Source organism: Streptomyces sp. NPDC050422, from assembly GCF_044458665.1.
Lineage (GTDB): Bacteria > Actinomycetota > Actinomycetes > Streptomycetales > Streptomycetaceae > Streptomyces.
Map to the genome: position 1 here is coordinate 161,159 of NZ_JBITIE010000002.1, position 23,688 is coordinate 184,846.

Below are 23,688 nucleotides of genomic sequence, written 5' to 3' on the forward strand. Positions count from 1 at the left end.
CCAGTCAGCAATCCCCGGGGCCGGCCGGGAAGATGCGGCGCGGGGCGACCCGGGACCGGCCCTGGTGACGCCGTTCGCGGGGATAGCCGACGGAGACCTCCTCGAACCGCACACCGTCGTACCAGGTGGTGCGCGGGATGTGCAGATGGCCATAGACGACCGCCGCCGCCCGGAACCTGGTGTGCCAGTCGGCGGTGAGGTCGGTGCCGCACCACTGGGCGAACTCGGGGTGCCGCAGGATCCGGGTGGGCGTGCGGACCAGCGGGAAGTGGTTGACCAGTACGGTGCGCAGTTCGGGGTCGCAGGCCGCCAGGCGCTGTTCGGTGGCGGCGACCCGGGCCCGGCACCAGGCCTCGCGGGAGGGGTAGGGGTCGGGGTGCAGCATGAACTCGTCGGTGCACACCACTCCGGCCTCGTAGGCCTGCTCCAGCGCCTGCTCCCGGGTGGCGGCGGTGGGTGTCCGGAAGCTGTAGTCGTACAGCAGGAAGAGGGGGGCCACGACCAGCGGCCCGCCCGGTCCGGACCAGACGGGGTACGGGTCCTCGGGCGTGTAAGCGCCGTACGACCGGCAGATTTCGACCAATCGCCGGTAGCGGGCATCTCCACGCAGGGGCACGGGATCTTCGCGAAGAGTCCACAGATCGTGGTTTCCGGGAGCCCAGACGACGGTGGCATAACGCCGCGTCAGCAAATCGAGCACCCACCGCAGATCTTCGGGGGACTCGCCCACGTCACCGGCCACGACGATCCAGTCGGCAGGGCTGTCGGGATACAGCTCCTCGACGATCCGGCGGTTCTCCGGGAATGCGACATGGAGGTCACTGATGCCCATGAGGTTTCCGTGCGCCATTCACCCAGGCTGGGCCGCCGGCCCGGCAGCGAACACCCCTCCCCGACCCCTGCGTTGAGGGTCCGCTCGCGGCCGCGCGCATGACAGGGGGATGGCAAGGCCCGCTGCGGGGGGTGGCAGTGCGCTCCCGGACGGGGCGGTCGCGGCCGGGCGGATGGCAGCCGCCTGGGAGAAAGTGCCGGTCCGGCAGCCCTTCCCGGCCCGCAGGCACCCTCTTCGCTGGCCGGGACGGAGCGGCGGCGCGAGCGTGGGAGGCGTCCACCCGACGCACCGACCTGAAGGAACGCCGTGCTCACAAAGCTCCTGCCTTCGAACGTCGCCACCGCCGAGGCCACCGCCGATCCGGCCGAGGTGTTCCTCTTCCCGGAGGAGGAGAACCTGATCCGCAACGCCGTCCCGAAGCGCCGGCTGGAGTTCGGCACGGTGCGGTGGTGCGCCCGGCGTGCCATGGGGGCGCTGGGCGTGGCGCCGGCCGCCGTACTGCCGGGACGGCGCGGTGTCCCGCAGTGGGCGCCCTCGGTCGTGGGATCCATGACGCACTGCACCGGCTTCCGGGGCGTGGCGCTCGCCCGTTCACAGGACTTCCTCGCGGTGGGGATCGACGCGGAGCCCAACGCCCCGCTGTCCGCCGGGATGCTGGAGTCGATCGCACTGCCGCAGGAACTGCGCAGAACCCGTGAGCTCGCGTGGTCGGCGCCGGAGATCGCCTGGGACCGGCTGCTGTTCAGCATCAAGGAGGCCGTCTACAAGACGTGGTTCCCGCTGACCGGCCAGGAACTGGACTTCACCGACGCACTGGTGAACGTGGACGCCGCGCAGGAGACCTTCCACGCCCGGCTGCTCCCCCAGCCCGGAGGGCTCTCCGCGGCGGGGCCCACCACGTTCAGCGGCCGCTGGTCCGCTCACAACGGTGTGCTGCTGAGCGCCATCGCGGTGCCCGCCCGCAGACCGGCCGCCCCGGCACACAGCGATGCTCCCCGCCTGTGCGGCACGGGGAGCATCGTGTGAGTCGTGGGACAGCCGGGGCCAGGTCAGTCCCACCGGTCGTCGTCAGGTCTGTCCACACCCGGCGTCACAAGCCCGTTCGCAGCCGTCGCCCCCGCGCCGGATCCTGCGGACGTCCCCTGCAGCGCCAGGCCCGACATGAACTGTCCCCCCATTACTGCAAGAAGCATACCCACCAACAAAGTCAAGCGGACCAGAGATGTTTTGCCATACCTTGCCATTGCGACTCCCCTCGGTCGACGAATGAGCCTTACCTCCGCTAACTCCATCACCCGAAATCTCCGGCTTTGGCGTGCCCGGGTGATGGGAATAGAGTCTCGGATACCGATCATTCACGCCAAGGCCTGCACGTTGGCGTAAAGTTACGTGGCAGGTATTACACCGATCAGTGGGGGCTGGCGTGTTCCAAGGGGAGTACGCAGATTCGGGATTTACCGAACTGGACGACGTGAGCGCCGCGGCATACGGCCTCGCCGTCGAGTGCGGTCGCTTCGACCGGGAGCAGATTGCCAACCGGCTGTCCCTCTCGCACGACGAGATCGCCCGGGTCGAGAGCGTGTTGTCCGGGGTCCGGCTGTTGCAGTCCGTGCCCGGCCACTCCCACCAGCTGACCCCTGTGGCACCCGACGCCGCGGCGGCCTCACTCGTGGGCCCCGCCGAGCGGCAGATCCGCGACCTCCAGCAGGCGGTCACGGACGTCCGCGCCAAGCTGATGTCACTGAGCTCCCTCTACTTCGAGGGCCGCAGGCTGCGCAACCACCTGGAAGCCTTCGACGTCATCAGCGACCCCTCCCGCATCCAGGCCATGCTCGACCACCTGGGCCAGACCTGTAAACACGAGCTGATCACCGTGCAGCCCGGTGGCGCGCGCCGGGCGGACATCCTCGCGGACGCGCGCGAGAGCGCGCTGTCCATCCTCGACCGCGGGGTCCGGATCCGGACCATCTACCAGCACACCGCCCGCAACGACCTGCCCACCCGCTCGTACGTCCGCGACGTCACGGTGCAGGGTGCGGAGGTCCGTACCGCCGACGAGGTCATCGACAGACTGATCATCTACGACAGGGAAGTGGCCTTCCTCCCCGAGCGCTCCGCCCAGGAGGGCAGCACTCCCGGCGCCGCCGTCGTCCGCGAGCCCACCCTGGTGGCGTTCCTCTACTCCGTCTTCGAGTACCTGTGGGAAGGCGCGTCCCCGTACGTCGTGGAGTCCCAGCGGCCCCCGACGTCCACCGACGAGCTGAAGTGGTCGATCATCCGGCTGATGACCAAGGGCTACAAGGACGAGATGGTGGCCCGCCGGCTCGGCATGTCCGTACGCACGTGCCGGCGCCATATCGCCGAGATCACCGAGCAGTTGGAGGCGACCAGCCGCTTCCAGGCCGGGTACAACGCCGCACGCCAGGAGATGCTTCCGGGGGGCACGGCACCGCCCGCCTTCTGATCCCGGCACCGCCCGCCTCACGGGCCGGTGTCCGCGTCGAGGGCCTCGGTGATCGCGTCGACGCAGTCCTGGTCGAGCATCGTCGTGACATGGGCGTCCTGCAGCTTGCCGAACCCCGCGTCGTACACCGCGGCACTGACGACGTAGCCGCCCGGCAGGGGGAACGTGCGGAAGGTCCACTCCTCGCCGGTGCCCGCCGTGCCGTCCGGCCGCTGCACCCGTACGGGCCGGCCGTCCGGACCGAAGCCGAACTCGGTGAAGCGGAACTGCATGCCCTGCCCGATCGCCTTGCTGTACGACTCCTTCAGCGTCCACAGGCGCACCAGCGCCCCGTTGCGCTCCTCCTCCGGCATGCCGGACAGCAGGACCGCTTCGTACGACGTACAGATGTGCCGGACGAGCCCGCCGCCGTACATGTCCCGGTCGGCGCGCTCGGCGTCCACGCCGATGAGCCCGCACGTGGTCAGCCCGACGAGCAGCAGGTCCTGGGTGTGGCTGAGGCTGATGTCGATCTGGTCGCAGCCGCGCAGGTACGGGCGCCCGGTCGGGCCGTAGGCCAGTTCCAGGTCGGCCGGTTCGCTGGCGAGCACGGCTCCCGCCGCGTGCTTGAGGAGCATCCGGGAGGCGACGTACTGGTCGCGCACGTCGGCGTGGGTAAGGTCGAGGTAGCGCGTCCAGTCGCGCCCCAGCAGTTCGCGCAGCCCGTCACCGGACGGCACCACCGGCTCCAGGTCCTTCAGCCACGCGTAGGCCAGCGCGCTCCCGTGGGTGGCGAGGTCCGCTCTGACCCGGTCCCACGAATCCCCTCCGGGAACCACGCGGACGGGCTCGCCGAGCGGTGAACCGAGCGTGATGCTGCCCGGGGCGGTCATCCGTACTCCTTCACGAGGGTGTGAATGTCCCGGAGGCTGTGCGCCTCCAGCAGCCGGTGCACCGGCACGCCATGACCGGACTGCTCCAGGAGGGCCACCAGCCGGAGCAGATTCAGCGAGTCCCAGCCGGGCAGGTCCGTGAGAGCGGTGTCCGCTCCGGCGCTCCCGCCGATGTCCAGGCCGAGGTCGTCGCCCACGGTCCGCAGGAACACGTCGAGGACGTCCAGATCATCGGAGCTCATGCGGCTGCCCTCCGGACTCGGTGACACATACATGGCCGGGGAGGTCCGGAAGCACCGCCAGGTCGTGGTGGAACTCTTCGGTCCCGTCCCCGTACGCCTCCCGGTCCGGGAGATCACGAGCGGTGAACCCGAGGGAGGGATAGAAGCCCCGGGCCCGGTGGTTTCGCACGGTGGGTACGTAGCGGGCACCCACGGCGTTCAGTCCGAGGCGCCGGGCTCTACTCAACAGCATGGCGAGCAGGGCCTGTTCGATGCCACGGCCGAACACGCGACAACTGAGCCACAGATTGTCCAGATGCCACTGCCCCTCGGAGACGGAGATCAGCACGGCGCCGGTCAGACCGTTGTCGCCGAAACGGTCGGCGCTGCGGGCCGCCAGCAGCAGATGCCGCCCGGGGTCGGCGGCCAGCGCCGTCAGCGCGGCCTCCGAGTGACCGCCCCCGGTGAGGTTGAACTGGTTGGTCCGTAAGGTCAGCTGGGAGACACGGGCGAGCTCGTGCGGGCGGGCCGGGCCGACGTCCAGGCGGATGTCCAGGGCGTCCAGGAACTCCTGGTGCGAGCCCGAACCGGCGTGCAGGTCCCGGCGTTCCCGGCGGGCCCGGTACTCACCGGTCCTGGCCCGGTCCTCCTCGGTCACGCTCATCGTGTCGAACCAGCCGTCCGCCAGCAGCCGTTCCACGTGCGACGCGGGTTCCTCGCCCAGCGGCACGACGGCCACCTCGGGCAGCCCGTGCCTCACCTGCGCGCGCTCGGCCGCCGAGTCGTCGGCGAAGACGAGCGCGTCGGTTCCCAGGTCCAACTGCCGGGCGATGTCGGCGAGATTGGCGTCCTTGGGTTCCCAGTTGGCGTTGACCGCCACGAAGTCCGGCTCGCGCAGGACGAGATCGGGATGTTCCGCGAGCACCCGCTCCACCTGCTCCTGGTCGTTCTTGCTGCTTACGGCGAGCAGTACGCCCTGGGAGCCGAGCTGCCGCACGCATCGCTGGAACGCCCCGAAGGCCTCCCCGCGCAGGGTGCCCGCGGCGGCGATACCGTCGGGCCCCTCGTCGCCGAGCACGCCGTCCCACAGCGTGTTGTCGAGGTCGAGCACCAGGCATTTGCGGGTGGCGCCGCGCAGCGCCCGGGCCAGATGCCCGACCTCGCGCGCATAGGCGGCGAGGAGTTGCGCGCCGAGCTGCACCTTGGCGTACCGGGCCAGGCGGGGATCGGTGACCGGTCCGCCCTCGCCGACCAGGGGCTCCAGGTCGATGACCACCAGTGCGGGGGCGAGCTCGGTGAGCCGCAGCAGCCGGGCGTTGAACTCCCGCCACACCGCGCCGAGCAGGGCGCGGGAGCGGTGGTCGACGAGCTGGTGGGTGTAGGTCCGCGGCAGCGGAAGCGTGTTGAGCACCAGGGTGCCCGGGGCCTCCTCGGCCATCGTGGCGCATCTGGCCAGTACCTCCTCCGCCGCCGGCACCACGTCCGCGGGTCTCCACAGCACGGGTACCTGGGAGAAGAGCGTCTCGGCGTCCAGCAGGCACAGGGTGAGGTCGGGGCCGGCCGCGTGCAGTTCCCCGGCCGGGTCGGTCAGGTCGCGCAGATAGGTGCCGTGCTCGCCGAGGACCGGGCGCAGCAGCATGCCGTGGCGGGCCAGTTCGCCCCTGAGCGGGTCGAGGACCTGGCCCACGGTGGACTGCCCGGTGACGGCCACCGTGACGACGGGGACCGCCGGGTGGTGGGCCAGCACGGCGTCGGGGTCGATGCCGCCCAGCAGCCGGCCGGCCGCGGCGGCGTCCGGCGCCCCGCCCCCGGGCTCCTCCTGGGCGAGCACCGCCGCTACCTGGTCGTACGACTTCTCCAGCAGACCTCTGCCGCGCAGGTCACGCAGCCGGTCCGTTGCCGTGGTCATCCGTGCCTCACACCTTCTCCAGGGCGAACCCGGCTCTGATCCACCTGCTGGACTCCACACAGAGACCGAGCGCCCGGTCCCCCGTCGTGAACCGCGGTAGCAGCCGGTCGAGTTGGAGGAACGGCAGGGCGTTGCCCGTGTTGCCGGTGTCGGCGACGCAGGAGATCTCCTCGGCGGGGCTGTCCGGCAGCCGTTCCACGATGCGTGCGGTCATCCGCTCGGAGAGCTGGGGCGGCAGCAGGAAGCCGACCTCACCGAGACTCCACCCGAGGCCCCCGAGCAGCTCCCAGAGGATCTCGGCGGCGATCGGGGGCACGTGCTGCTCGATCGCCTTGTAGTCCTCGGCGAGCATCGGCCGCTGCGAGTCGCGGTCGGTGGTCCCGTACCAGTCGAGGAGCTGGCCGGGCGGCCGTCCGCGGCCGGTCCAGGAGTTCAGCACCGCGCGTACGGCGATCCGCTCGCCCTCCGGTTCGTCGGTGAGGACGACGGCCCCTGCCCCGTCGCCGAACAGGACGTAGTTGACGAGTTCCTCGGTGGGAATCCGGGCCGTGTCCCGGCGGGGCGACAGGAACCGGTGCGTGACGTCCCCGCCGATGATCAGGCCGGCCCGGCGGCCGCCGAGGATCAGGCTGCGGCCGAGGTCGAGCGCCTGGACGGCGCCCGAGCAGCCCGCCTGGATCTGGTAGACCGGCAGGTGGTCGAGGCCGAGCCGGTCGGCGACCTCGGTCGCCGTGGTCGGCAGGAGCGTGTCCGGGGTGGCGGTCGCGAGCACCACGAACTCGATGTCGGCGGCGTCCAGTCCCGAGGCGCGCACGGCCCGGGCCCCGGCCTCGGCGCACAGATCGGCGAGGGTGCCGCGGACCTCTCCGGTGACCGGGTCCCAGCCGAAGTACCGGGTCCTGGTGCCGACGAAGAGATCGATCCACTCCTTGCTGACGCCCAGCATCGTGCCGAGCACGGTGTTGTCCACCGGGTCGCCGGGCAGCGCCGTGCCGGTCGCGGCGATGTGGACGGCACTCATGCCGACCTCGCCATGATGACGCCGTCGAGGAACTCGGCCAGCGAGCCGACCGAGCGCAGCGCGGGCAGCAGCCGCTGGACGGACACCTCTCCGACGCGCGGCAGCCGGGCCTCCACCCGGTTCTTCAGCTGCATGATCATCACGGAGTCGAAGCCGAGGTCCTCGTGGAACCGGGCCTCGCGCACCACGCGCTCCGGGGGGTACCCGCCGACCTCGGTGACGGCCTGGACCACCGCGAGGAGCACCGGGTCGCCCGGGTCCGCGCCGGCGGCCTCCTCCGGCCCGGCCCGTCGTTCCGCTACGGGCGACTGCGCCGCCGCGGGCGTGGCGGGCACGGTGCTCGCGGGCGTCGGCGGCCGGTCCCAGTAGCGCTGCGCGGACGAGAACACGTACGGGCCGAGCGGTTCGACGACCCGGTGCTCCGGCGCGTACAGCTCCTCCCAGAGCGGGTCCACTCCGCCGCGGTACAGGGCGGCGGCCACCTCCGCCAGGTCCCGGCCGGTGCCCTCGGGGCCCGGCGCGGGATGCAGGAGTTCGACGCCGCCCACGCGCCCGCTGCGGACGGCGATCTGGGTGAGCTGCGGCCGCGGCCCGATCTCGATCAGGTGCGTCGGGGCGATGTCGTGCACGAGCGCCCCCAGTGCGTCGTCGAACAGGACGGGTTCCTCGATCTGGCCGGCCCAGTAGCCGGCGTCCAGGGGCTCGTCACGCAGCATCCGGCCGTGCCGGGCCGAGGCCACCGGCAGCGCGGGGGGCGCGCACCGCACGTCGGCGGTGCGCAGCCCGGCAGCGGCCGGAGCCATCAGGGGAGAGTGGAAGGCGTGGGCCGTCGCCAGTTCCCTGGTACGTATCCCGAGCCCGGCCAGCTCCTTGCCGATCCGGGCCAGTGCGTCCCGGGGACCGGAGAGCACCGTGTCGGCGGGGCCGTTCAGTGCGGCGGCCACCACGTCCGGCTCCCCCGCCAGGGCCGGAGTCAGCTCATCGGCGCCGGCGGCGACGGCGAGCATGCCGGCGCCGGCGGGCAGTCCGGCCGTCAGCCGGGCGCGCAGGGCCACCAGACGGGCGGCCTCGTCCAGTCCGAGGGCGCCGGCGACGACGGCGGCGGCGTACTCACCGAGGCTGTGGCCGAGTACGGCGGCCGGGGTGACACCCAGGCTCGCCAGGGTGCGGGCGAGGGCGACGCCGACGGCGAACAGGGCGGGCTGGACGGCCTCGGGCCGGCCCGCCGGATCCTCACCGCCGAGAATCAACTCCCGCACGGAGAAACCGAGGTGGACCGCGAGTGCCGCGTCCGCCTCGTCGAGGTGGCGGCGGTAGACGGGCGACTCGCCATACAGCCCCGCCGTCATGCCCGGGAACTCGCTGCCCTGGCCGGTGAAGAGGAACGCCACCACGGGCCGGCCCCAGGGGCGGTCGGTGGCGACCGCGGCGTCCGGTGACACGGGGGTCCGCAGGGTGACCGCCCTGCGCAGCTGCGCCACGAGCTCGCCGGTGTCGCGCGCGGTGACCGCGAAGCGGTGCGGCAGGCCCGTCTTGACGCGGTTGCTGCTCCAGCACAGGGCGGCCGCCCCGCCCTTCGGCCGGTCGGCGATCGCGTCGGCCTGCGCGGCGAGGTTGCGGCGCAGCGCCTCGGAGGTGTCGGCGCTGACGGTGAACACACCGACGGCGTCGGTGTGTTCACCGGCCCGGGCGGGGGCGGCCTTCGGAACCCGGGGCGCACTGCCGAGGACGGCGTGGACGTTCGTACCGCCCATGCCGAAACTGCTGACCCCGGCGGTGTTCTCCCCGCGCGGCAGTCGTGTGGGGGACTTCAGCAGCCGCAGGCCCCGCTCGCCGAGCCGCAGCCGGGAGTTCTCCCGCTCGGCGAACAGGCTCGCGGGAACGACCCGGTGGTGCAGGGCCAGCGCGGCCTTGATGAACCCGGCGATTCCGGCCGCGCCCTCGGTGTGGCCCAGGTTGCCCTTGACGGAGCCGATCGCGCAGGGGGCGTCTCGCGGAACCCCGTGGACCGAGCCGAGGGCCGCGCACTCGATGGCGTCGCCGAGCACCGTTCCGGTGCCGTGCGCCTCCACGAAGTCGACCTGGCCCGGGGTGACGCCGGCGCGCCGGTAGGCCGACTTCAGGACGCGCTCCTGCGACCAGCGGTTGGGGGCGATCATCCCGTTGCTGCGGCCGTCCTGGCTGACGGCGCTGCCACGCAGCACGGCGTAGACGCGCTGGCCGTCGGCGAGGGCGTCGTCGAGGCGGCGCAGCACCACCAGGCCGACGCCGTCGCTGCGGCCGATCCCGTCGGCGTCGGCACTGAACGGCTTGCAGCGTCCGTCGGCGGCCGCCAGTCCGAGCTGTCCGTAGACCATGCCCAGCGAGGGCGACAGCACGATGTTGACCCCGCCGGCCAGTGCGGTGTCGCACTCCCCGGCGAGCAGGGAGCCCGCGGCGAGGTGGACGGCGACCAGGGAGGAGGAGCAGGCCGTGTCGACGGCGAGGCTGGGTCCGGTGAGGTCGAAGTGGTACGAGATCCTGTTGGCCGCCATTCCGGCGCTGCTGCCGGAGCCGAGCAGCGGGGTGACGCGGGCCAGGTCGCTCATGGTGAGGCGGCCCCATTCGCCGCCCATCACACCGATGAACACCCCGGTCTCCGTACCCGCGAGTTCCCCCGGGGCGCGGCCCGAGTCCTCCAGGGCCCGCCAGGCGCAGGGCAGCAGCAGCCGGTGGTGCGGATCCATCGCGGCCGCCTCGCGCGGGGTGACGGAGAAGAAGTCGCTGTCGAAGACATCGACGTCGTCGACGAAACCGCCGCTGTCACCGACGGCGGGAAAGTCCCGCGCCTCCCAGCGCTGTCCGGGCACGGGGCCGATGCCGGCCCCGCCGGACATCAGCAGGTCCCAGTACGCCCGCACGCCCGCCGCTCCGGGAAACGCGCAGTCGATCCCGACGACGGCGATGTCGCCCATCAGAGCCGGCCCTGTGCCGGGGCCGTGTCCACGGCCGCGTCCGGCAGTACGGCCGTCAGATGGCGGACCAGGCCCGCGACGGTCGGGTAGTCCCACAGCAGGGTCGGCTCGACCTCCAGGCCGAACTCCTCCTCCAGGTCCCCGCACAGGCTGAGCGCCGCCACCGAGTCCATGCCGTACTCGGCGAGCGGCACGGTGGGGTCGATGGCCTCGGGCGCCCGCCGCAGGTAGAGCGCGACGCGGGCGGACAGCCACTCGTACACGCCGTCGGCCTTCGCGGTGTCGGCTGCCACGGCCTGCCGGCCGGTGGGAATGGTCATGGCGGGACTCCTTCGGTCAACCCGGGATCGGGGTCGAGTAGAGGTCGTAGCTGGTCCGGGTGGAGAAGCGGAGCTGGACCTCGTGCCGGATCCGCGTCTCGCACTCCGGCGGGAGTGCGGCGACGCGGGTGCCGAGCCGCCGGCAGATCCGGTGCAGCGCGGCGGCGGCCCAGGACGGGTCGGCGAGGAACGGATCGGAGCCGTAGCGGCCCTGGTCCCACACACCGAGCACGGCGGCCCCGGCCAGCAGCAGCGTGTACCGGTCCATGAGGGCGAACCTGGCGGGCTGCGCGCGGGAGGCGGGACCGGCGGCCTCCAGCCTCAGCACCCGGCCCCGGACGTCACGGAACTCCTCGACGAGCAGGCCCGCGAGCGTGCGCAGGGCGCGCTCCACGGGTCCGTGGCCACGGATGCCCGCGGCGACGGCGAGCATCGTCGCGCTCAGCGAGTCGCGTCCGCAGGCGAGGGCGAGCCGGTCGCCGCGCAGCGGCGGCAGGTCACCGTCCAGCCGGAACAGCGCGGCGGGCGCCTCGTCCTCGACGAACCAGGAGCCCCGGGCCAGCCGTGGCATCTGCGGGATGACGGTGGCCTGGCAGGCGACGGTCCCGGCGTGGCCGAGGCTGAGCACCGGTACGTCCCTGACGTGTTTCTGGAAGATGCCGAGGGTGCCCTCGCGGGTGTAGAAGTCCGAGCCCAGCACGATGGACAGGTCGTACATCGTCTCGGTGAGCACCCGGGGCAGCAGGTACTTGAGCGCCGACGAGTAGACGCTCGTCTCGGCGGGCAGCAGGTGCAGGGCGCGGGTGGCGACGACCGCGAGGCTGTCGTAGAGCAGCAGGTCGACGAAGGCGTGAGTGAGGGCCGCGCCGGTACGGCTGTCGTCGGTGCCGCGCGCCTGCCAGCCGCCGGACTGTTCCCGGTCGATGCGGACGGCGGTGCGCAGGCTGGTGTCGAGGGCGGCGACGGCGGTCGCGGCGATCACGGTACGGCTGATCTGGAAGGAGCGCAGCGCGGTCTCGATGCCGCTGCCCTCGGGGCCCAGCAGCGCGGACCGCGGCACCGGGCAGTCGTCGAACTCCACACCGGCGAAGCGGCATCCGCGCAGCCCGACGGGGGTCCTGCGGGCGGTGACGGCCGCGCGGGCGTCGCCCAGCTGCCCGGGCTCCAGCAGCAGCACCGAGTGGCTGCGGCTGCCGGGATCCGGATCCGTACGGCAGAACAGGACGAGCGCACCGGCCCGTTCCAGGTTGTTGACCAGCGGCTTGCCGCCACTGATCAGATAGCCGCCGGTGCTGCGGCGGGCGGTGACCTGACTGCGTACGTAGTCGTTGCTGTGGGCGGTCTCGTGCTGGGCGATCGCCGCTCTGCCGCCCTTGCGCAGCAGATCCGCCAGCCAGTGCCGCTGCCGGTCACTGCCCGTCGCCCATACGTCTGACGCGGCCATGAAGGTGGTCATGCCGTGCCCGATGGCCAGGCCCACGTCCCGGCGCATGACCGGGCGCATGACCCTGACCAGGGTGTCCATCGCGTCGAGCCGGCCGCCGAGCTCCTGCGGTACGTACTCGTCGACGATCCCGAACTCGTCGAGGAGCGCCTCCCCTTCGGCGAAGGGAACGGCCGCCCGGTCGGCTTCGAGCAGCGCGGTGTAGCCGGCCGGGTTGGCCGGGTCCGACGGGTCGCCGAGCAGGGCCTCCAGATCGGCGACGCGGGCCCGCACGGCGCTCTCGCGCCGCTGCGCGGCGGCCGCGTTGGCCTCCGGCCGCTCGACGGGCAGGGTCGTCACCACCGCCTTCCTCCGTCGGCTCCTTCCGGCCGCAGCAGGTCGCCTCCGAACAGCACGTCCTCGGCGCGGGCCAGTGCCCACACGTCGGGGGTGAGCACCTCGTACTCGCCGCGTACGGCCCCGTCGAGGAAGAGCTTGCGCATCAGGGTGCGCTGGACCTTGCCGCTGCTGGTGCGGCGGACGGTGCCGGGGCGCACGAGCAGGACGTTGCCGGCCGGGATCTCGAACTCCTGGCCGATCAGGGCCTGGATCTTCTGGGCGACCGGCCGCAGCTCGGTGCTGCCGACCCCGCGCACCTCCTGGACGAGAACCAGGTGCTCGCGGCCGGCGTCCACGGAGAACGCGGCGCCCGCGCCGAAGGTCAGGGCGGGGCTGACGGTCCGCGCCGCCCATTCGACGTCCTGCGGGTACACGTTGCGGCCGTTGATGATGATGACTTCCTTGAGCCGCCCGGTGACGAACAGCTCACCGTCCACCAGCATGCCCAGGTCGCCGGTGCGCAGGAAGTTGCTCTCCTCGTCGTTGAGGCTGGCGCGGAAGGTCCTTACGGTCTCGGTGGGGCGGCGCCAGTAACCACGGGCGATGCTGTAGCCGCGCAGCCAGATCTCACCGACGGCGCCGGGCGGCATCTCGTGGTGGGTCAGCGGGTCGACGATGCGCACCTCCATGTCCACGGGGGTGCCGCAGCCGACGAGGGTCTGGTGGCGCGCCGGTGTCCCGGCGGTGTCGGTGGCGTCCGCGACCCGGTCGTACTCGAGCTCCGTCTTGTCGAACACCTTGCGCACGTGCGGGGTACCGGGCACGCCGCCGGAGACGACCAGGGTCGCCTCGGCCAGTCCGTAGCAGGGGCGCAGCGCCTCGGGGCGGAATCCGGCGGGGGCGAAGCGCTCGGCGAACGCGTCGAGGCTCTCGGCGCGCACCGGCTCGGCGCCGTTGAGGGCGAGGCGCCAGCGGGACAGGTCGAGGGTGGCGATCTGCTCGTCCTTGACACGGTGGACGCACAGGTCGTAGCAGAAGTTGGGGCCGCCGCCGACGGTGACGCCGTACTCGTCGATGGCCTGGAGCCAGCGCAGGGGGCGCTTGACGAAGGACAGCGGGGTGACCTGGACGCTGTGGCTGCCGAGGAAGACCGGGTGGAGCAGGTGCGCGACCAGCCCCATGTCGTGGAAGTAGGGCAGCCAGCTGCCGAAGACGTCCTCGCGGGTGGTGCGCAGCAGCTTGTGCAGCGTGGCCTGGTTGGCGAGGAGGTTGCGGTGCGAGACCGTCACCCCGCGCGGTTCGGAGACCGAGCCGGAGGTGTACTGGAGGAAGACGAGGTCGTCGGGGCGTGCGGCGACGGGCTGCCACTTCTCCGGGTCGCCGATGTCGGAGACGTCGGTGACCAGGCAGGCGGCGCCGGAGCGGGAGTTGCGGGCGAGCCACAGCGCGACCTCGGGGGCGGCGGAGGTCTCGGTGAGCACGACCTCCGCACCGGTGTCCTTGAGGACGGCGGTGGTGCGGTTGAGCCGCTTGTCGCGGCCCGCCTCGCCCGGCAGCGGAACGGGGACCGCGACGGCTCCCGCGTACAGGCAGCCGGCGAAGGCCTTGAGGAACTCCACGGTCGAGGAGTAGGCGAGCAGCACAGGCTGTCCGGCCGCCCCGTACTCCTGGAGGCAGGCCGCGATGCGTCGCGCCTCCCGGTCGAGCTCTCCGTAGGTGAGGTGCTCGGCCACGGTTCCACCGGCGGTGTCGCGGAGGAAGATGTGCACGTCCTCGTCGGCGAGTTCGGCCGTCCGGGCGCGGAGCAGTTCGGTGAAGGTGGCGAAGCGTGACTCTGACATCCGCGGCATCCCCTCGCATCTGCGGGCCCGTGGATGGTGCGGCCCTCGTTCCCGCCGATCCTCCGCAAACGCCCTTAAGGCTCGCTTGCGCGGGCGGCCGGTCAGCGGCTGCCGGGCGGCCTCTCAGGGGGCGACAGGGGTGCTCGCGGGCCGTGGTTGACGCGAGGCTCGGGCCATGAACACTCACACCGAAACCGGGAGTGCGCCGAGCACGGCCATCGTCTTTCCCGGGATGCAGCCGACGGCCTTCTCCGAGGTCGCCCGATTCATGCTGGTCAACCCGTACGCGCGCGAGCTGTTCGCGATCGCCGACGAGACCCTGGGGTACCGGCTGGCCGACCGCTACCGGGACACCGACGGCGACTACTCCGTCTACGGACAGATCTCCTTCGTGGTGAACTGCCTCGCCCTGGCGCGCTGGGCCGGTGAGCGGCTGGGGATCCAGCCGGCCTGGGTGACGGGGCCGAGCTTCGGCGCCCGCGCCGCGGCCGTGCACGCGGGAGTGCTGGACTTCGCCGACGCCGTGACGATGACCGCCCGGCTGGCCGACACGATGGAGGAGTACTTCACCCGGGAACACCCCGCCCTGGTGACGCAGTCGATCGCCCGGGTGCCGCAGGACAGGATCGGGGAGCTGCGCGGGGAGCTGGAGGAGCGGGGCGAGTGGAGCGACATCTCCTGCGTCGTCGACCACGACTTCACCATGCTCACCGTGCACGAGTCGGTACTGGAGTGGCTCCAGCGCAGGATCAGGTCGCTGGGCGGGATGGCGATGTACACGATGAAGCCGCCCATGCACTCGCACCTGTTCGGCGGGCTTCGTGACCGGGTCGCCGAGGAGATCTTCGGCGGGCTCACCTGGTCCGACCCGCGGCTGCCGGTCGTCGCCGACCAGGACGGCCGGGTCGTGACCACCGGCGCCGGGGTGCGCGACATGCTGCTGGACGGCTTCGTCCGCACGGTGCGGTGGCCCTCGGTGGTCTCCACGCTCCAGGAGGCGGGCGTCGGCCGGCTGTACGTGGCAGGCGCGGACGGGCTGTTCACCCGGGTCGCGTGCACCACCCGGGCCTTCGAGGTGGTGCCGGTGACGCCCACGTCGGCGATGCGTCCGGTGCGGCGGCGGCTGCCCGTCGCCGCCTGACACCTCCGGGAACGGACAACGGCGGGAGCGGCCGGCGACCCGGAAGGCGCCGGCCGCTCCCGCCGCGTATGAGAGGGTCCGGCAGTTGGGGGGCGGCGTCACGTGCTGGGCACGCCCCCCCATTGCCGGCCCTCTTACCTGCCGTCCACGGTGAAGGCGTAGAAGGTGCCTTCGGTGCTGCTGCCGGTGGTTCCGGCGCCGGCGGAGAATCGGGCGTACCCGTTGCCCCAGTAGACGGTGCCGTCGACGACCGCGGGCCCCGCGTTCGAGGAGTACGGCGCGGTGAACTCCCACAGGTAGTCGCCGGTCGCCGCATCGAGCGCGTACATGTGGCCGCTGGTGGAGCCCCCGAAGACGACGCCGTTCGCGGCGGTCAGGGCTCCCCAGGCGAGTCCGTCCGTACGGTCGGCGACCTGCCAGAGGATCTTGCCGGTCTGCGGGTCGAGCGCCGCGAAGGAGCTGCGGGTCGTGGTGGTGCCGTCGGCCAGCTGGTAGCTCAGCTTGTTGAAGTTGGCCTCGGCGATGTAGATCCGCCGGTCGTCGTTGGCCGTGCCCCACTCGATGCCGCCGACGTGGCCGCCGGGGCCTGCCGCCGCGCTCCAGATCACCTCTCCGGTGGTGGCGTCCATCAGCCAGTACTCGCCGCTCTTCTCACCCGCGCCGATCACCTTGCGGGGGCAGCCGTCCGGGCCCTTGATGGTGAACAGGTGCGCGCCGTCACCGAAGTCGTAGTCGTAACCGGGGTTCGGCGGGCAGTTGTTGGGCGGGAAGCCCGGGAGGCAGCCGGTGTTCCAGGCGTCGAAGCGCTTGGCGCCGGTGTTCCACTTGATCCGGCCGGTCTTCATGTCGAGCGCCAGCACGGTGTCCACGTAGTTGTCGGACGCGTAGCACTCGGCGGGGGTGCCGCCGGCCGTCTGGCAGTCGGAGACCGACTTCGGAACGGTGTAGTTGTTGCCGGTGGTGAAGTACACCGTGTTCGTCGACGGGTCCAGGGCCGGGGTGCCCCAGACGGCGACGCCGCTGTAGCCGCCGGCCACGCCGCCGTTGTCCGGGGTCGTGAACTGGCGCCACAGCACCTTGCCGGTGGCCGCGGAGACGGCGTTCACGCTGCCGCGGAAGGTGCAGCAGGGATACGAGGGGTCGAGCGCGCCCTCGGACTCACGGGAGGAGACACCCTGGTAGATCACGCCGTTGTGCACGACGGGCGACTGCGTCAGGACCGCCTTGTACTGGGTGTCGATCTCGCGGGCCCAGACCAGGTTGCCGGTGGTCGCGTCGACCGACATCAGGACCGCCTTGGTCCAGTCGGCTATGTAGACCTTGCCGTCCACCACCGTGGGGCTCGACCGGGAGACGGAGGCCGCGTCACCGGTGTACTCGGACACCTTGTGCGACCAGATCGGCCGGCCCGTCTTGGCGTTCACCTTGTGCAGGTAGCCGCCCCAGTCCGGGAAGTAGACGGCACCGTCGACCACGGCCGGGGTCGCCGACACGTCACCGTGCGTGGCGTACGTCCACTTGGCCTTCAGCCGGTTCGCGTTGTCCTTGGTGATCGTCCGCTCCTGGGAGGCGGAGCGGCTGTTGCTCAGGTCGTGACCGCCGGTCGGCCACTGGGGCCGGGGCGCGGCCGCGTTGACCGGAGCGGTGCCCAGCGTGGCCGCCAGCGTGATGACGGCGAGCAGCGTGAACCTGCGGACCGTCTTCCGCAGGGACCAGGGTCTTGTGTACATGGCTGACTGTCCTCCTGAGGACGTGAACGACGGAATCGGTACGAGGCGGTTCATGGGACGGGCACCGGCACCCGGGTGCCGTGCCGTTCGGCCGCGAGCGCGGCGAGCGCCAGCCGGTCGGTCTTCTTGTTGGTGTTGAGGGGGAACTCGTCCAGCCGGTGGTAGTGGCGCGGGATCAGCTGGGCGGGCAGCACGGGGGCCAGATCGCGGTGGAACTCCTGCGGCGAGCGCTGCTCACCGAGGTAGAAGGCGACCAGTTCGGTGCTGTTGGCCACGGGTACGCCGACCACGACGGCCCCGCCGACCGGCGAGGCGGCACGCAACGCGTGCTCCACCTCGGCGAGTTCGACGCGATAGCCCTGCACCTGCACCTGGGAGTCCATGCGGCCCAGGTAGACGAGCTCACCACCGGCGAGGCGCCGGACCCGGTCGCCCGTGCGGTACCAGCGCACCCCGTCCTGCTCCAGGTACTTGCCCCGGCCGTCCTCCGGATCGAGGTAGCCGTCCGACAACTGCGGCCCGGACAGCCACAGTTCTCCCTCGTCCGCCGAGGGCTCACCGAGTTCGTCGAGCAGCAGCTCAGCGTGGCCGTCGTGGAGCAGGCCCAGCGGGACCACCCCGTTCACGCCGAGCCGGGTCGACTCCTCGGGCGACCAGCGGTGCCGGTGGGTGGTGATGGTCATCTCGGTCGGCCCGTAGACGTTGATCACCGCCGAGTCCGGCGCGGCCTGCTGCCAGGCGTCGGTGTCCTCGAACTGGAGGGCCTCGCCGCCGAAGAACGTCCAGCGCAGCGAGGGCATCCTGCCGGGCGCCAGCCGGCCCGTGCGGCGGGACAGCGAGATCACGCTCGGCGCCGAGAACCACACGGTGATGCCGTGCTCGGCCACGAAGCCGGGCAGGTCGCGGTAGGCGTGCGGGGGGACGGAGACGAGCGGGGCACCGGCCGCCCAGGCGCACCACAGGTCCGAGACCGCCGAGTCCCAGTTGAGGTTCGCGGCCTGGGAGAAGACGTCCGCCGCGGTGAAGTCGTACCAGGCGTCCATCAGGGCGAAGTAGTGCGCCATGTTGCCGTGGGTGAGCCGGACCCCCTTGGGCCGGCCGGTGGATCCCGAGGTGAACAGGATGTACGCCACGTCCTCGGGCGCGACGGACCGCGGCGCGTCCAGCGCGGTGCCCGGACCGGCCACCAGCGCCGGCAGCCGGGTGGCGCCGGCCAGGTCCCGCGCACCGGCGGCGTCGAGGTGCGGCGCGAGGACCGGCAGGCTCCCGAGCTCCGCCCCCATGCCCCCGGCGAGCAGGGCCGCGCCCTCCTCGTCCACGACCAGGGCGGAGACCTGCGCCGAGCCGAGCATCGAGACGATCTTGCCGGACGGGAAGTCGGCCGGGACGGGCACGGCGGGCAGTCCCGCGTACAGGCTCGCCAGAATGGCGAGGTACGCGATCGGGCTCCGGCCGGCCAGGATGCCGACGGCCTTCGGCGGACCGCCGGGGGCGGCCAGGAGTGCGCCCGCCCAGGCAAGGGCCGTCTCATGGGCCGTCGTGTAGTCGACGGTGTCCCTGCCCACGCGCACCGCCACCCCGTGCGGCGATTTCTCCAGGCCGCGCAGGAAACGTGCGTGCAGCGCCTCTGGCGCCATTGATTCCATTTCCGCTCCTCATTTCCCGGAACATTCACGGGACACGTTGACAGCCATCGACGGCCGCCCCCATCATTCCCTTATGCCAGAACTCACGAATCACACCTGGGACGAAGCCTTCGAGGACGTCATCCGCCCGTTCCTGCCCTATCTCCCCCCCGGCGAAAAGCTTGCCGAGCATTCCCCGCTCAAGGAACTGGGGCTGGACTCGATGGGCACGATCGAGCTGCTCGCGGCGCTGGAAGGCGCCTATTCCGTGCGCTTCCTGGATGATGCGCTGAAGCTGGAGAATTTCGCCAGCCCGGACATCCTCTGGAATACGTTGATAACCAAGACAGAATCCACCGCGTGAGAAAGCGGACCCACCGCCCGGCCCGACACGGATATCACATCCGAGTCGGGCCGCTCCTTTTACAGAAGCTGCTGGAAACTCTCCTCGATGCGGTCCAGCACGGACCGGACATGGGGGAGAGCGAGTGGGTCCTCGGCAGCCAGCGCCCTTTCCTGCTGCTCCGCGTTCTCGCCGTACAGCATGCTGGTGGCGCACTTGAACCGGAGGGCCCCGGCCTCGTCGCCGAGCAGGTGTCCGGCCAGGACGACGATCCCCAGGTCCAGCATCCGCCGCGCCAGCGACACCGAGTCGTGCACCTCGTGCTTGGTCAGCTCCTCGCGGACCGGCTCGAAGTCGGGGTAGACGTAGAAGGCCCCGGTGGGCGGCCGGCAGCGGGCTCCGGCCCCGACGACGATGCGGTGGACGTCGCGGGCGACGGCCCCGTGCAGCCGGGCGCTGGCACGCAGCCGGTCCCGGATCTCCTCGGGCTCGTCGAAGGCGTACTCGGCCACCTCCTGCATCGGTCCCGCCAGGGTCGACCAGACCTCGCTGGCCACGGAGAGCACCCCGCTGCGGATCCGCTCGCCCCACGGCCCCTCGGGGAAGCGGGCCACCCCGATGCGCCAGCCGCCCACGGCCAGGCTCTTGCTGAGGCCGGTGGCGACCACCGTGATGCCGGGGGCCACCTCGGCGGGGCTGAGGTAGTCGGTGGCCGGATCGTGCATGACGTCCCGGTAGATCTCGTCCGAGACGATCAGCAGGCCCTCCTCCTCGGCGATCGCGCACAGTTCGCGGATCATCGCGGGCGGAGCGAGGGTTCCCGTCGGGTTGTCCGGCAGGGTCAGCACCATGATGCGCGGATCGTGGCCCAGCGTCCGGGCCGCCCGCAGGCACTCCCGCAGCGCGTCCGGGTCCGGCACCCCGCCGCACTCCTCGGGGATCGGAACGGCGATCGGGTGCTTGCCGGCCAGCCGGGCCTGCGGCGCGTACGTGTTCCACGCCGGGCGGGGCAGCAGCACATCACCCGGGACGGCGTGGTTGATGGCCATGAGCAGCGGCTTGCTGCCCGGGGCCACCACGATCTGTTCCGGGTCGGTGGGCAGGCGACGCCGGCCGAAGTAGCCCGCGGCCGCGGCGCGTACCCCGGGCGAACCGGCCACCGGGCCATAGGCGTTGCGGTGCGCGCCCGCGGCCAGGCGTTCCACGAGCGGGGCGAAGGCGGGCAGCCTGGACTCGCCGAAACCTAGGTGGACCAGCGGCTCACCGGCGGCCTGCCGCTGCGCCACCAGCTGGTTGAGCGCCAGGTTCGGGGACATCCTCATGTCGCTCATGCCTGGCTCCCCACCGCTGCCGCAGCCCTCGTGCCGAAGAGTTCGGGCTCGTCCGGCCAGGCCGGTCCGGCGATGGCGCGGGCGATGTCGGCGGGCACCGAGCGGTCGAGGCGCAGCTCGTCCAGCCAGGCGGCGTCGGCGTCGTAGTGCGCGAGGAAGGGGCGGCTCACGAGCGAGGGGTCGCGGGCCTGCAGCATGCGCAGCTGGAAGAAGCGGCCCTCGGGCTTCTCGATGACCCCGTCCACGGCCACCTTGCCGGGCGTCGCGGACATCACCGGGCCGCGGACCGTGCGGGCGAGGCCGGGCAGGGTGCTGTAGGCGTCCCGGTAGATCTCCGCAGCGCGGGCGAGCGGCACCCGGAAGTAGTCGTACGGGCCGGTGTCACGCTCCACGAACATGTAGTACGGCACGGCGCCGGCGGCGAGTTCGGCCCGCCACATCCGGCTCCAGACGTCCGGGTCGTCGTTGACCTTGGCGATCAGCGGGGCCTGGCAGTAGACCAGGGCGCCGGTGGACCGGATGCGGGCGATCGCGCGCCGCGCGAGGTCCGTCTCCAGCTCGCGGGGGTGGCTGAAGTGAGCCATCACGGCGAGGTTGCGCCCCGAGGCTACGACCTTCTCGAACAGCCGCAGGACGTCGTCCGCGTCGGGGTCGGTGACGTAGCGCTGCGGCCAGTACGCGACGGACTTCGTACCGATCCTGATGGTCCGCACGCTCTCCAGGGAGAGCAGCGGCTCCAGGTGGGTGCGCAGCCGCTCGGTGGTCATCACCATCGGGTCGCCGCCGGTGACGAGCACGTCGCCCGCGTCGGGGTGCGCCTCCAGGTAGGACATGAGCCCGCGCGGGTCGGGGGCGGCGAAGCGCAGTTCGGTGTCGCCGACGAACTGCGCCCAGCGGAAGCAGTAGGTGCAGTACGCGTGGCAGGTCTGGCCCTGGCTCGGGAAGTACAGGACCGTCTCGCGGTACTTGTGCTGGAGGCCGGGGATCTCCGCGCCCGCCCGGGTGGGGACGTTGAGCTCCTTCTGCCCGGAGGGGTGCGGGTTGAGCCGGCCCCGTATCTGCTGCACGAGGGCGCGCAGGGCGACCTTGCCCGCGGGGTCCGCCGAGAGGTCCGCCAGGTCCCGCTCGTTCTGTTCGGTGAGCATTCCCCGCTGCGGGAAGACCAGTTGGAACATCGGGTCGTCGGGGATCCGGTCCCAGTCGATGAGCTGCGACAGGACGTACTCGTTGACCCGGAAGGGCAGCACCATCGACACGAGCCGGACGGTCTCCCGTATGTCGGCGGGCAGGCCGTGGCGGTCGGCGATCTCATCGAGTTGCCGTGGTCCGAAGGCGCGGAACCGTGCCGCCTCGGCCGAATCGGTTGCCAGCAGGGACATGCGGATATTCCTCCAGCCTGGTGCCTGGCAGTTCGAGCGTGTGCTCGAACACGATGCGATGCTAGGGACGCGAATCGGCCACCGGACCCCAGAACCGACCCCAGCTCTACCCTTACGACGGCACTGCGCGCCCATGGGCGCGGACATGGTGAAGCCGCCCAGGAGCGACGGGGGATGCGACTCCTGGGCGGCTGTCCGTGGGCCCGGCGGGACCGGGCGTACGGGGTTGTACCGGGACCGCTTACGCGATGCCGGTACCGGGCTCCTGGGCGGCGCCGTTCGAGGCCTTCGCGGCCGTCTCCGGCGCCGGCTCGGCAGCCGCGGCGTTGTCGTGCTGGACGGAGCGCAGCCCGATCAGGGCCACGACGGCCGCACCGGCCATCACCACCGCACCGGCCACCGACGCGACGTGCACCTCGGTGGTGAACGCCGCACGGGCCGCGTCGACCAGAGACGCGGACGCGTCACCCGGCAGCTTTCCGGCCGCGGCCAGCGCACCGCCGATGGTCTCCCGCGCCTGGTCCAGCGCGTCGGCGGGCACCCCGGCCGGGGCGTCCAGCTGGTCGCTGTTGCGGTAGGCGGCGGAGCCGATGGAGCCGAGGACGGCGACACCTAGGGCGCCGCCGAGCTCCTGGCAGGTCTGCAGGAGCGCGGAGGCGGTACCGGCGCGCTCCGGCGGCACCTGCCCGACGACGAGTTCGGTGACCAGGGTGAGTACCGGGGTGAGGCCGACCGCGAGCGCGATGATGCCGATCAGGATGAGCACCAGGCCGTCCTTCTCCGGTACCTGCGTGAGCATCAGCAGCGCGACCGTGGCGAGGCCGAACCCGCTGGCGATGATGACGGCCGGCCGGATGGTCCGGACGAGAACGGTGGCGAGCGGCACGACGGCACCCACCGCGAGGGTTCCGGGGATCGTCCACAGCGCGGACTTGAGGGCGCTCATCCCGAGGACCGACTGCATGTACTGGGTGGAGAAGAGCGAGTAGCCGACCAGGGTGAAGCAGGCCAGCAGATTGACGGTCACCGAGGCGCCGAAGGCCTTGTTGCGGAACAGCGAGACGTCGATCATCGGGTCGCTGCTGGTGCGCTGCCGGCGCAGGAACACCGGGACGAGCGCGAGTCCGATCACGATGGCGACGACGTTGACGACGGAGAAGCCGTCCGCGGCGATCTTCTTGAAGCCGTAGACGACCGGCAGGATGACGGCGAGCGAGAGCGCGGCACTGACCAGGTCGAACTTCCCGGCTGCGGCGTCCTTGAACTCCGGCAGCAGGAACGGCGCCGCGACCAACAGGAGCACCATCACGGGCACGTTGATCAGGAAGACCGACCCCCACCAGAAGCCGGCCAGCAGGGCGCCGCTGACCACCGGGCCCAGCGCCGCGCCGGCGGCCATGCCGGTGGACCAGACCGCGATGGCGGTACGGCGCTGGGTCTGGTCACGGAACAGGTTCCGGATGAGGGCCAGCGTGGAGGGCATCAGGGTGGCGCCGCCGATGCCCTGGAACGCCCGGGCGCTGATCACCATCTCCGGGCTGGAGGCGTAGGCGGCGAGCAGGGACCCGCCGCCGAAGACCACGGCACCGATGAGCAGCAGCTTGCGGCGGCCGATGCGGTCGCCGAGCGCGCCCATCGTGAGCAGCACCCCGGCCAGGACGAAGCCGTAGATGTCGATCATCCACAGCTGCTGGTTCCCGGACGGCCTGAGGTCCTCGCTGATGGAAGGGATCGCGAAGTAGAGGACGGTCAGGTCCATCGAGACGAGCAGCACGGGCAGGAGCAGGACGCCGAGGGCGATCCACTCCTTGCGGCCCGCTCTGGGCTCCGGTCCGGAAGTGCCGTTCTCGCTCTGGGAGCTGGTCATGGGAGCAGTCCAATGCAGTGGGGTCGGGACGTATGTACCAGTGAACGGAATGACCTGCACAGCAGGATGCTCCGTG

18 protein-coding genes are annotated in these 23,688 nt (G+C 71.8%); 4 read left to right on the top strand and 14 right to left on the bottom strand.

Going from position 1 to position 23,688, the window contains the following annotated elements; all coding sequences use genetic code 11:
* Window positions 1-4: 4 nt before the first annotated feature.
* Complete coding sequence (locus ACIBJG_RS03660; protein ID WP_399303526.1) at window positions 5-850, bottom strand: metallophosphoesterase family protein; 846 nt, start codon at window positions 848-850, stop codon at window positions 5-7.
* 288 nt (window positions 851-1,138) lie between these two features.
* On the opposite strand from ACIBJG_RS03660, the gene ACIBJG_RS03665 reads away from it, so the two are divergent.
* Complete coding sequence (locus ACIBJG_RS03665) at window positions 1,139-1,858, top strand: 4'-phosphopantetheinyl transferase (protein WP_399303528.1); 720 nt, start codon at window positions 1,139-1,141, stop codon at window positions 1,856-1,858.
* A gap of 445 nt (window positions 1,859-2,303) precedes the next feature.
* A complete protein-coding gene (locus tag ACIBJG_RS03670) occupies window positions 2,304-3,296 on the top strand; it encodes a LuxR C-terminal-related transcriptional regulator (RefSeq protein WP_399303530.1) in 993 nt (330 codons plus the stop codon).
* 17 nt (window positions 3,297-3,313) lie between these two features.
* Here the strand turns inward: ACIBJG_RS03670 and ACIBJG_RS03675 are convergent, their stop codons facing one another.
* From ACIBJG_RS03675 to ACIBJG_RS03710, 8 genes are read right to left on the bottom strand one after another with little or no spacing between them, the layout of a single operon-like run.
* Window positions 3,314-4,168 carry a 4'-phosphopantetheinyl transferase family protein gene (locus tag ACIBJG_RS03675; RefSeq protein WP_399303532.1) on the bottom strand — a complete coding sequence of 285 codons (855 nt, stop codon included), beginning with the start codon at window positions 4,166-4,168 and terminating at the stop codon, window positions 3,314-3,316.
* Entirely contained in the window at window positions 4,165-4,410 is a 246-nt protein-coding gene (locus ACIBJG_RS03680) for a phosphopantetheine-binding protein (RefSeq protein WP_399303534.1), read from the bottom strand. The genes ACIBJG_RS03675 and ACIBJG_RS03680 overlap by 4 nt, the downstream gene beginning before the upstream one ends.
* Complete coding sequence (locus ACIBJG_RS03685; RefSeq protein ID WP_399303536.1) at window positions 4,397-6,298, bottom strand: HAD-IIIC family phosphatase; 1,902 nt, start codon at window positions 6,296-6,298, stop codon at window positions 4,397-4,399. The genes ACIBJG_RS03680 and ACIBJG_RS03685 overlap by 14 nt, the downstream gene beginning before the upstream one ends.
* Before the next feature lie 7 nt (window positions 6,299-6,305).
* Complete coding sequence (locus ACIBJG_RS03690) at window positions 6,306-7,319, bottom strand: 3-oxoacyl-ACP synthase III family protein (protein WP_399303538.1); 1,014 nt, start codon at window positions 7,317-7,319, stop codon at window positions 6,306-6,308.
* The gene (locus ACIBJG_RS03695; protein WP_399303540.1) at window positions 7,316-10,273 is read right to left on the bottom strand and encodes a type I polyketide synthase; all 2,958 of its coding nucleotides are present in this window, start codon (window positions 10,271-10,273) and stop codon (window positions 7,316-7,318) included. Before ACIBJG_RS03695 ends, ACIBJG_RS03690 begins: the two co-directional genes overlap by 4 nt.
* Window positions 10,273-10,593 (bottom strand): acyl carrier protein, encoded by a 321-nt coding sequence (locus ACIBJG_RS03700; RefSeq protein WP_399303542.1) that lies wholly within the window; start codon window positions 10,591-10,593, stop codon window positions 10,273-10,275. Before ACIBJG_RS03700 ends, ACIBJG_RS03695 begins: the two co-directional genes overlap by 1 nt.
* 16 nt (window positions 10,594-10,609) lie before the next feature.
* Complete coding sequence (locus tag ACIBJG_RS03705; RefSeq protein WP_399303544.1) at window positions 10,610-12,376, bottom strand: acyl-CoA dehydrogenase; 1,767 nt, start codon at window positions 12,374-12,376, stop codon at window positions 10,610-10,612.
* Complete coding sequence (locus tag ACIBJG_RS03710) at window positions 12,373-14,196, bottom strand: fatty acyl-AMP ligase (protein WP_399303546.1); 1,824 nt, start codon at window positions 14,194-14,196, stop codon at window positions 12,373-12,375. The genes ACIBJG_RS03705 and ACIBJG_RS03710 overlap by 4 nt, the downstream gene beginning before the upstream one ends.
* A gap of 175 nt (window positions 14,197-14,371) precedes the next feature.
* Here ACIBJG_RS03710 and ACIBJG_RS03715 point away from each other — a divergent pair, with 175 nt between their 5' ends.
* A complete protein-coding gene (locus ACIBJG_RS03715; RefSeq protein ID WP_399303548.1) occupies window positions 14,372-15,337 on the top strand; it encodes an ACP S-malonyltransferase in 966 nt (321 codons plus the stop codon).
* A gap of 134 nt (window positions 15,338-15,471) precedes the next feature.
* On the opposite strand, the gene ACIBJG_RS03720 is transcribed toward ACIBJG_RS03715, so the two are convergent.
* Both ACIBJG_RS03720 and ACIBJG_RS03725 read right to left on the bottom strand, forming a co-directional pair.
* Complete coding sequence (locus tag ACIBJG_RS03720) at window positions 15,472-17,067, bottom strand: PQQ-binding-like beta-propeller repeat protein (RefSeq protein WP_399303550.1); 1,596 nt, start codon at window positions 17,065-17,067, stop codon at window positions 15,472-15,474.
* A gap of 50 nt (window positions 17,068-17,117) precedes the next feature.
* On the bottom strand, window positions 17,118-18,713 hold the full coding sequence (locus ACIBJG_RS03725; RefSeq protein WP_399303552.1) for an AMP-binding protein: 1,596 nt from the start codon (window positions 18,711-18,713) through the stop codon (window positions 17,118-17,120).
* 73 nt (window positions 18,714-18,786) lie between these two features.
* Here ACIBJG_RS03725 and ACIBJG_RS03730 point away from each other — a divergent pair, with 73 nt between their 5' ends.
* A complete protein-coding gene (locus tag ACIBJG_RS03730) occupies window positions 18,787-19,056 on the top strand; it encodes a phosphopantetheine-binding protein (RefSeq protein WP_399303553.1) in 270 nt (89 codons plus the stop codon).
* A 59-nt stretch (window positions 19,057-19,115) separates the two neighbouring features.
* Here the strand turns inward: ACIBJG_RS03730 and ACIBJG_RS03735 are convergent, their stop codons facing one another.
* From ACIBJG_RS03735 to ACIBJG_RS03745, 3 genes are all read right to left on the bottom strand, one after another.
* Window positions 19,116-20,366: a pyridoxal phosphate-dependent aminotransferase gene (locus tag ACIBJG_RS03735; protein WP_399303555.1), complete on the bottom strand. Its 1,251-nt coding sequence runs from the start codon at window positions 20,364-20,366 to the stop codon at window positions 19,116-19,118.
* On the bottom strand, window positions 20,363-21,745 hold the full coding sequence (locus ACIBJG_RS03740) for a KamA family radical SAM protein (protein WP_399303557.1): 1,383 nt from the start codon (window positions 21,743-21,745) through the stop codon (window positions 20,363-20,365). Before ACIBJG_RS03740 ends, ACIBJG_RS03735 begins: the two co-directional genes overlap by 4 nt.
* Before the next feature lie 241 nt (window positions 21,746-21,986).
* Complete coding sequence (locus tag ACIBJG_RS03745) at window positions 21,987-23,612, bottom strand: MFS transporter (RefSeq protein ID WP_399303559.1); 1,626 nt, start codon at window positions 23,610-23,612, stop codon at window positions 21,987-21,989.
* Window positions 23,613-23,688: the final 76 nt, after the last annotated feature.

Coding starts and splice junctions, on each gene's coding strand:
- ACIBJG_RS03660 (WP_399303526.1), bottom strand. CDS start 850: ATGGCGCACGGAAACCTCATGGGCATCAGTGACCTCCATGTCGCATTC.
- ACIBJG_RS03675 (WP_399303532.1), bottom strand. CDS start 4,168: ATGACCGCCCCGGGCAGCATCACGCTCGGTTCACCGCTCGGCGAGCCC.
- ACIBJG_RS03680 (WP_399303534.1), bottom strand. CDS start 4,410: ATGAGCTCCGATGATCTGGACGTCCTCGACGTGTTCCTGCGGACCGTG.
- ACIBJG_RS03685 (WP_399303536.1), bottom strand. CDS start 6,298: ATGACCACGGCAACGGACCGGCTGCGTGACCTGCGCGGCAGAGGTCTG.
- ACIBJG_RS03690 (WP_399303538.1), bottom strand. CDS start 7,319: ATGAGTGCCGTCCACATCGCCGCGACCGGCACGGCGCTGCCCGGCGAC.
- ACIBJG_RS03695 (WP_399303540.1), bottom strand. CDS start 10,273: ATGGGCGACATCGCCGTCGTCGGGATCGACTGCGCGTTTCCCGGAGCG.
- ACIBJG_RS03700 (WP_399303542.1), bottom strand. CDS start 10,593: ATGACCATTCCCACCGGCCGGCAGGCCGTGGCAGCCGACACCGCGAAG.
- ACIBJG_RS03710 (WP_399303546.1), bottom strand. CDS start 14,196: ATGTCAGAGTCACGCTTCGCCACCTTCACCGAACTGCTCCGCGCCCGG.
- ACIBJG_RS03715 (WP_399303548.1), top strand. CDS start 14,372: ATGAACACTCACACCGAAACCGGGAGTGCGCCGAGCACGGCCATCGTC.
- ACIBJG_RS03720 (WP_399303550.1), bottom strand. CDS start 17,067: ATGTACACAAGACCCTGGTCCCTGCGGAAGACGGTCCGCAGGTTCACG.
- ACIBJG_RS03725 (WP_399303552.1), bottom strand. CDS start 18,713: ATGGAATCAATGGCGCCAGAGGCGCTGCACGCACGTTTCCTGCGCGGC.
- ACIBJG_RS03730 (WP_399303553.1), top strand. CDS start 18,787: ATGCCAGAACTCACGAATCACACCTGGGACGAAGCCTTCGAGGACGTC.
- ACIBJG_RS03735 (WP_399303555.1), bottom strand. CDS start 20,366: ATGAGCGACATGAGGATGTCCCCGAACCTGGCGCTCAACCAGCTGGTG.
- ACIBJG_RS03740 (WP_399303557.1), bottom strand. CDS start 21,745: ATGTCCCTGCTGGCAACCGATTCGGCCGAGGCGGCACGGTTCCGCGCC.
- ACIBJG_RS03745 (WP_399303559.1), bottom strand. CDS start 23,612: ATGACCAGCTCCCAGAGCGAGAACGGCACTTCCGGACCGGAGCCCAGA.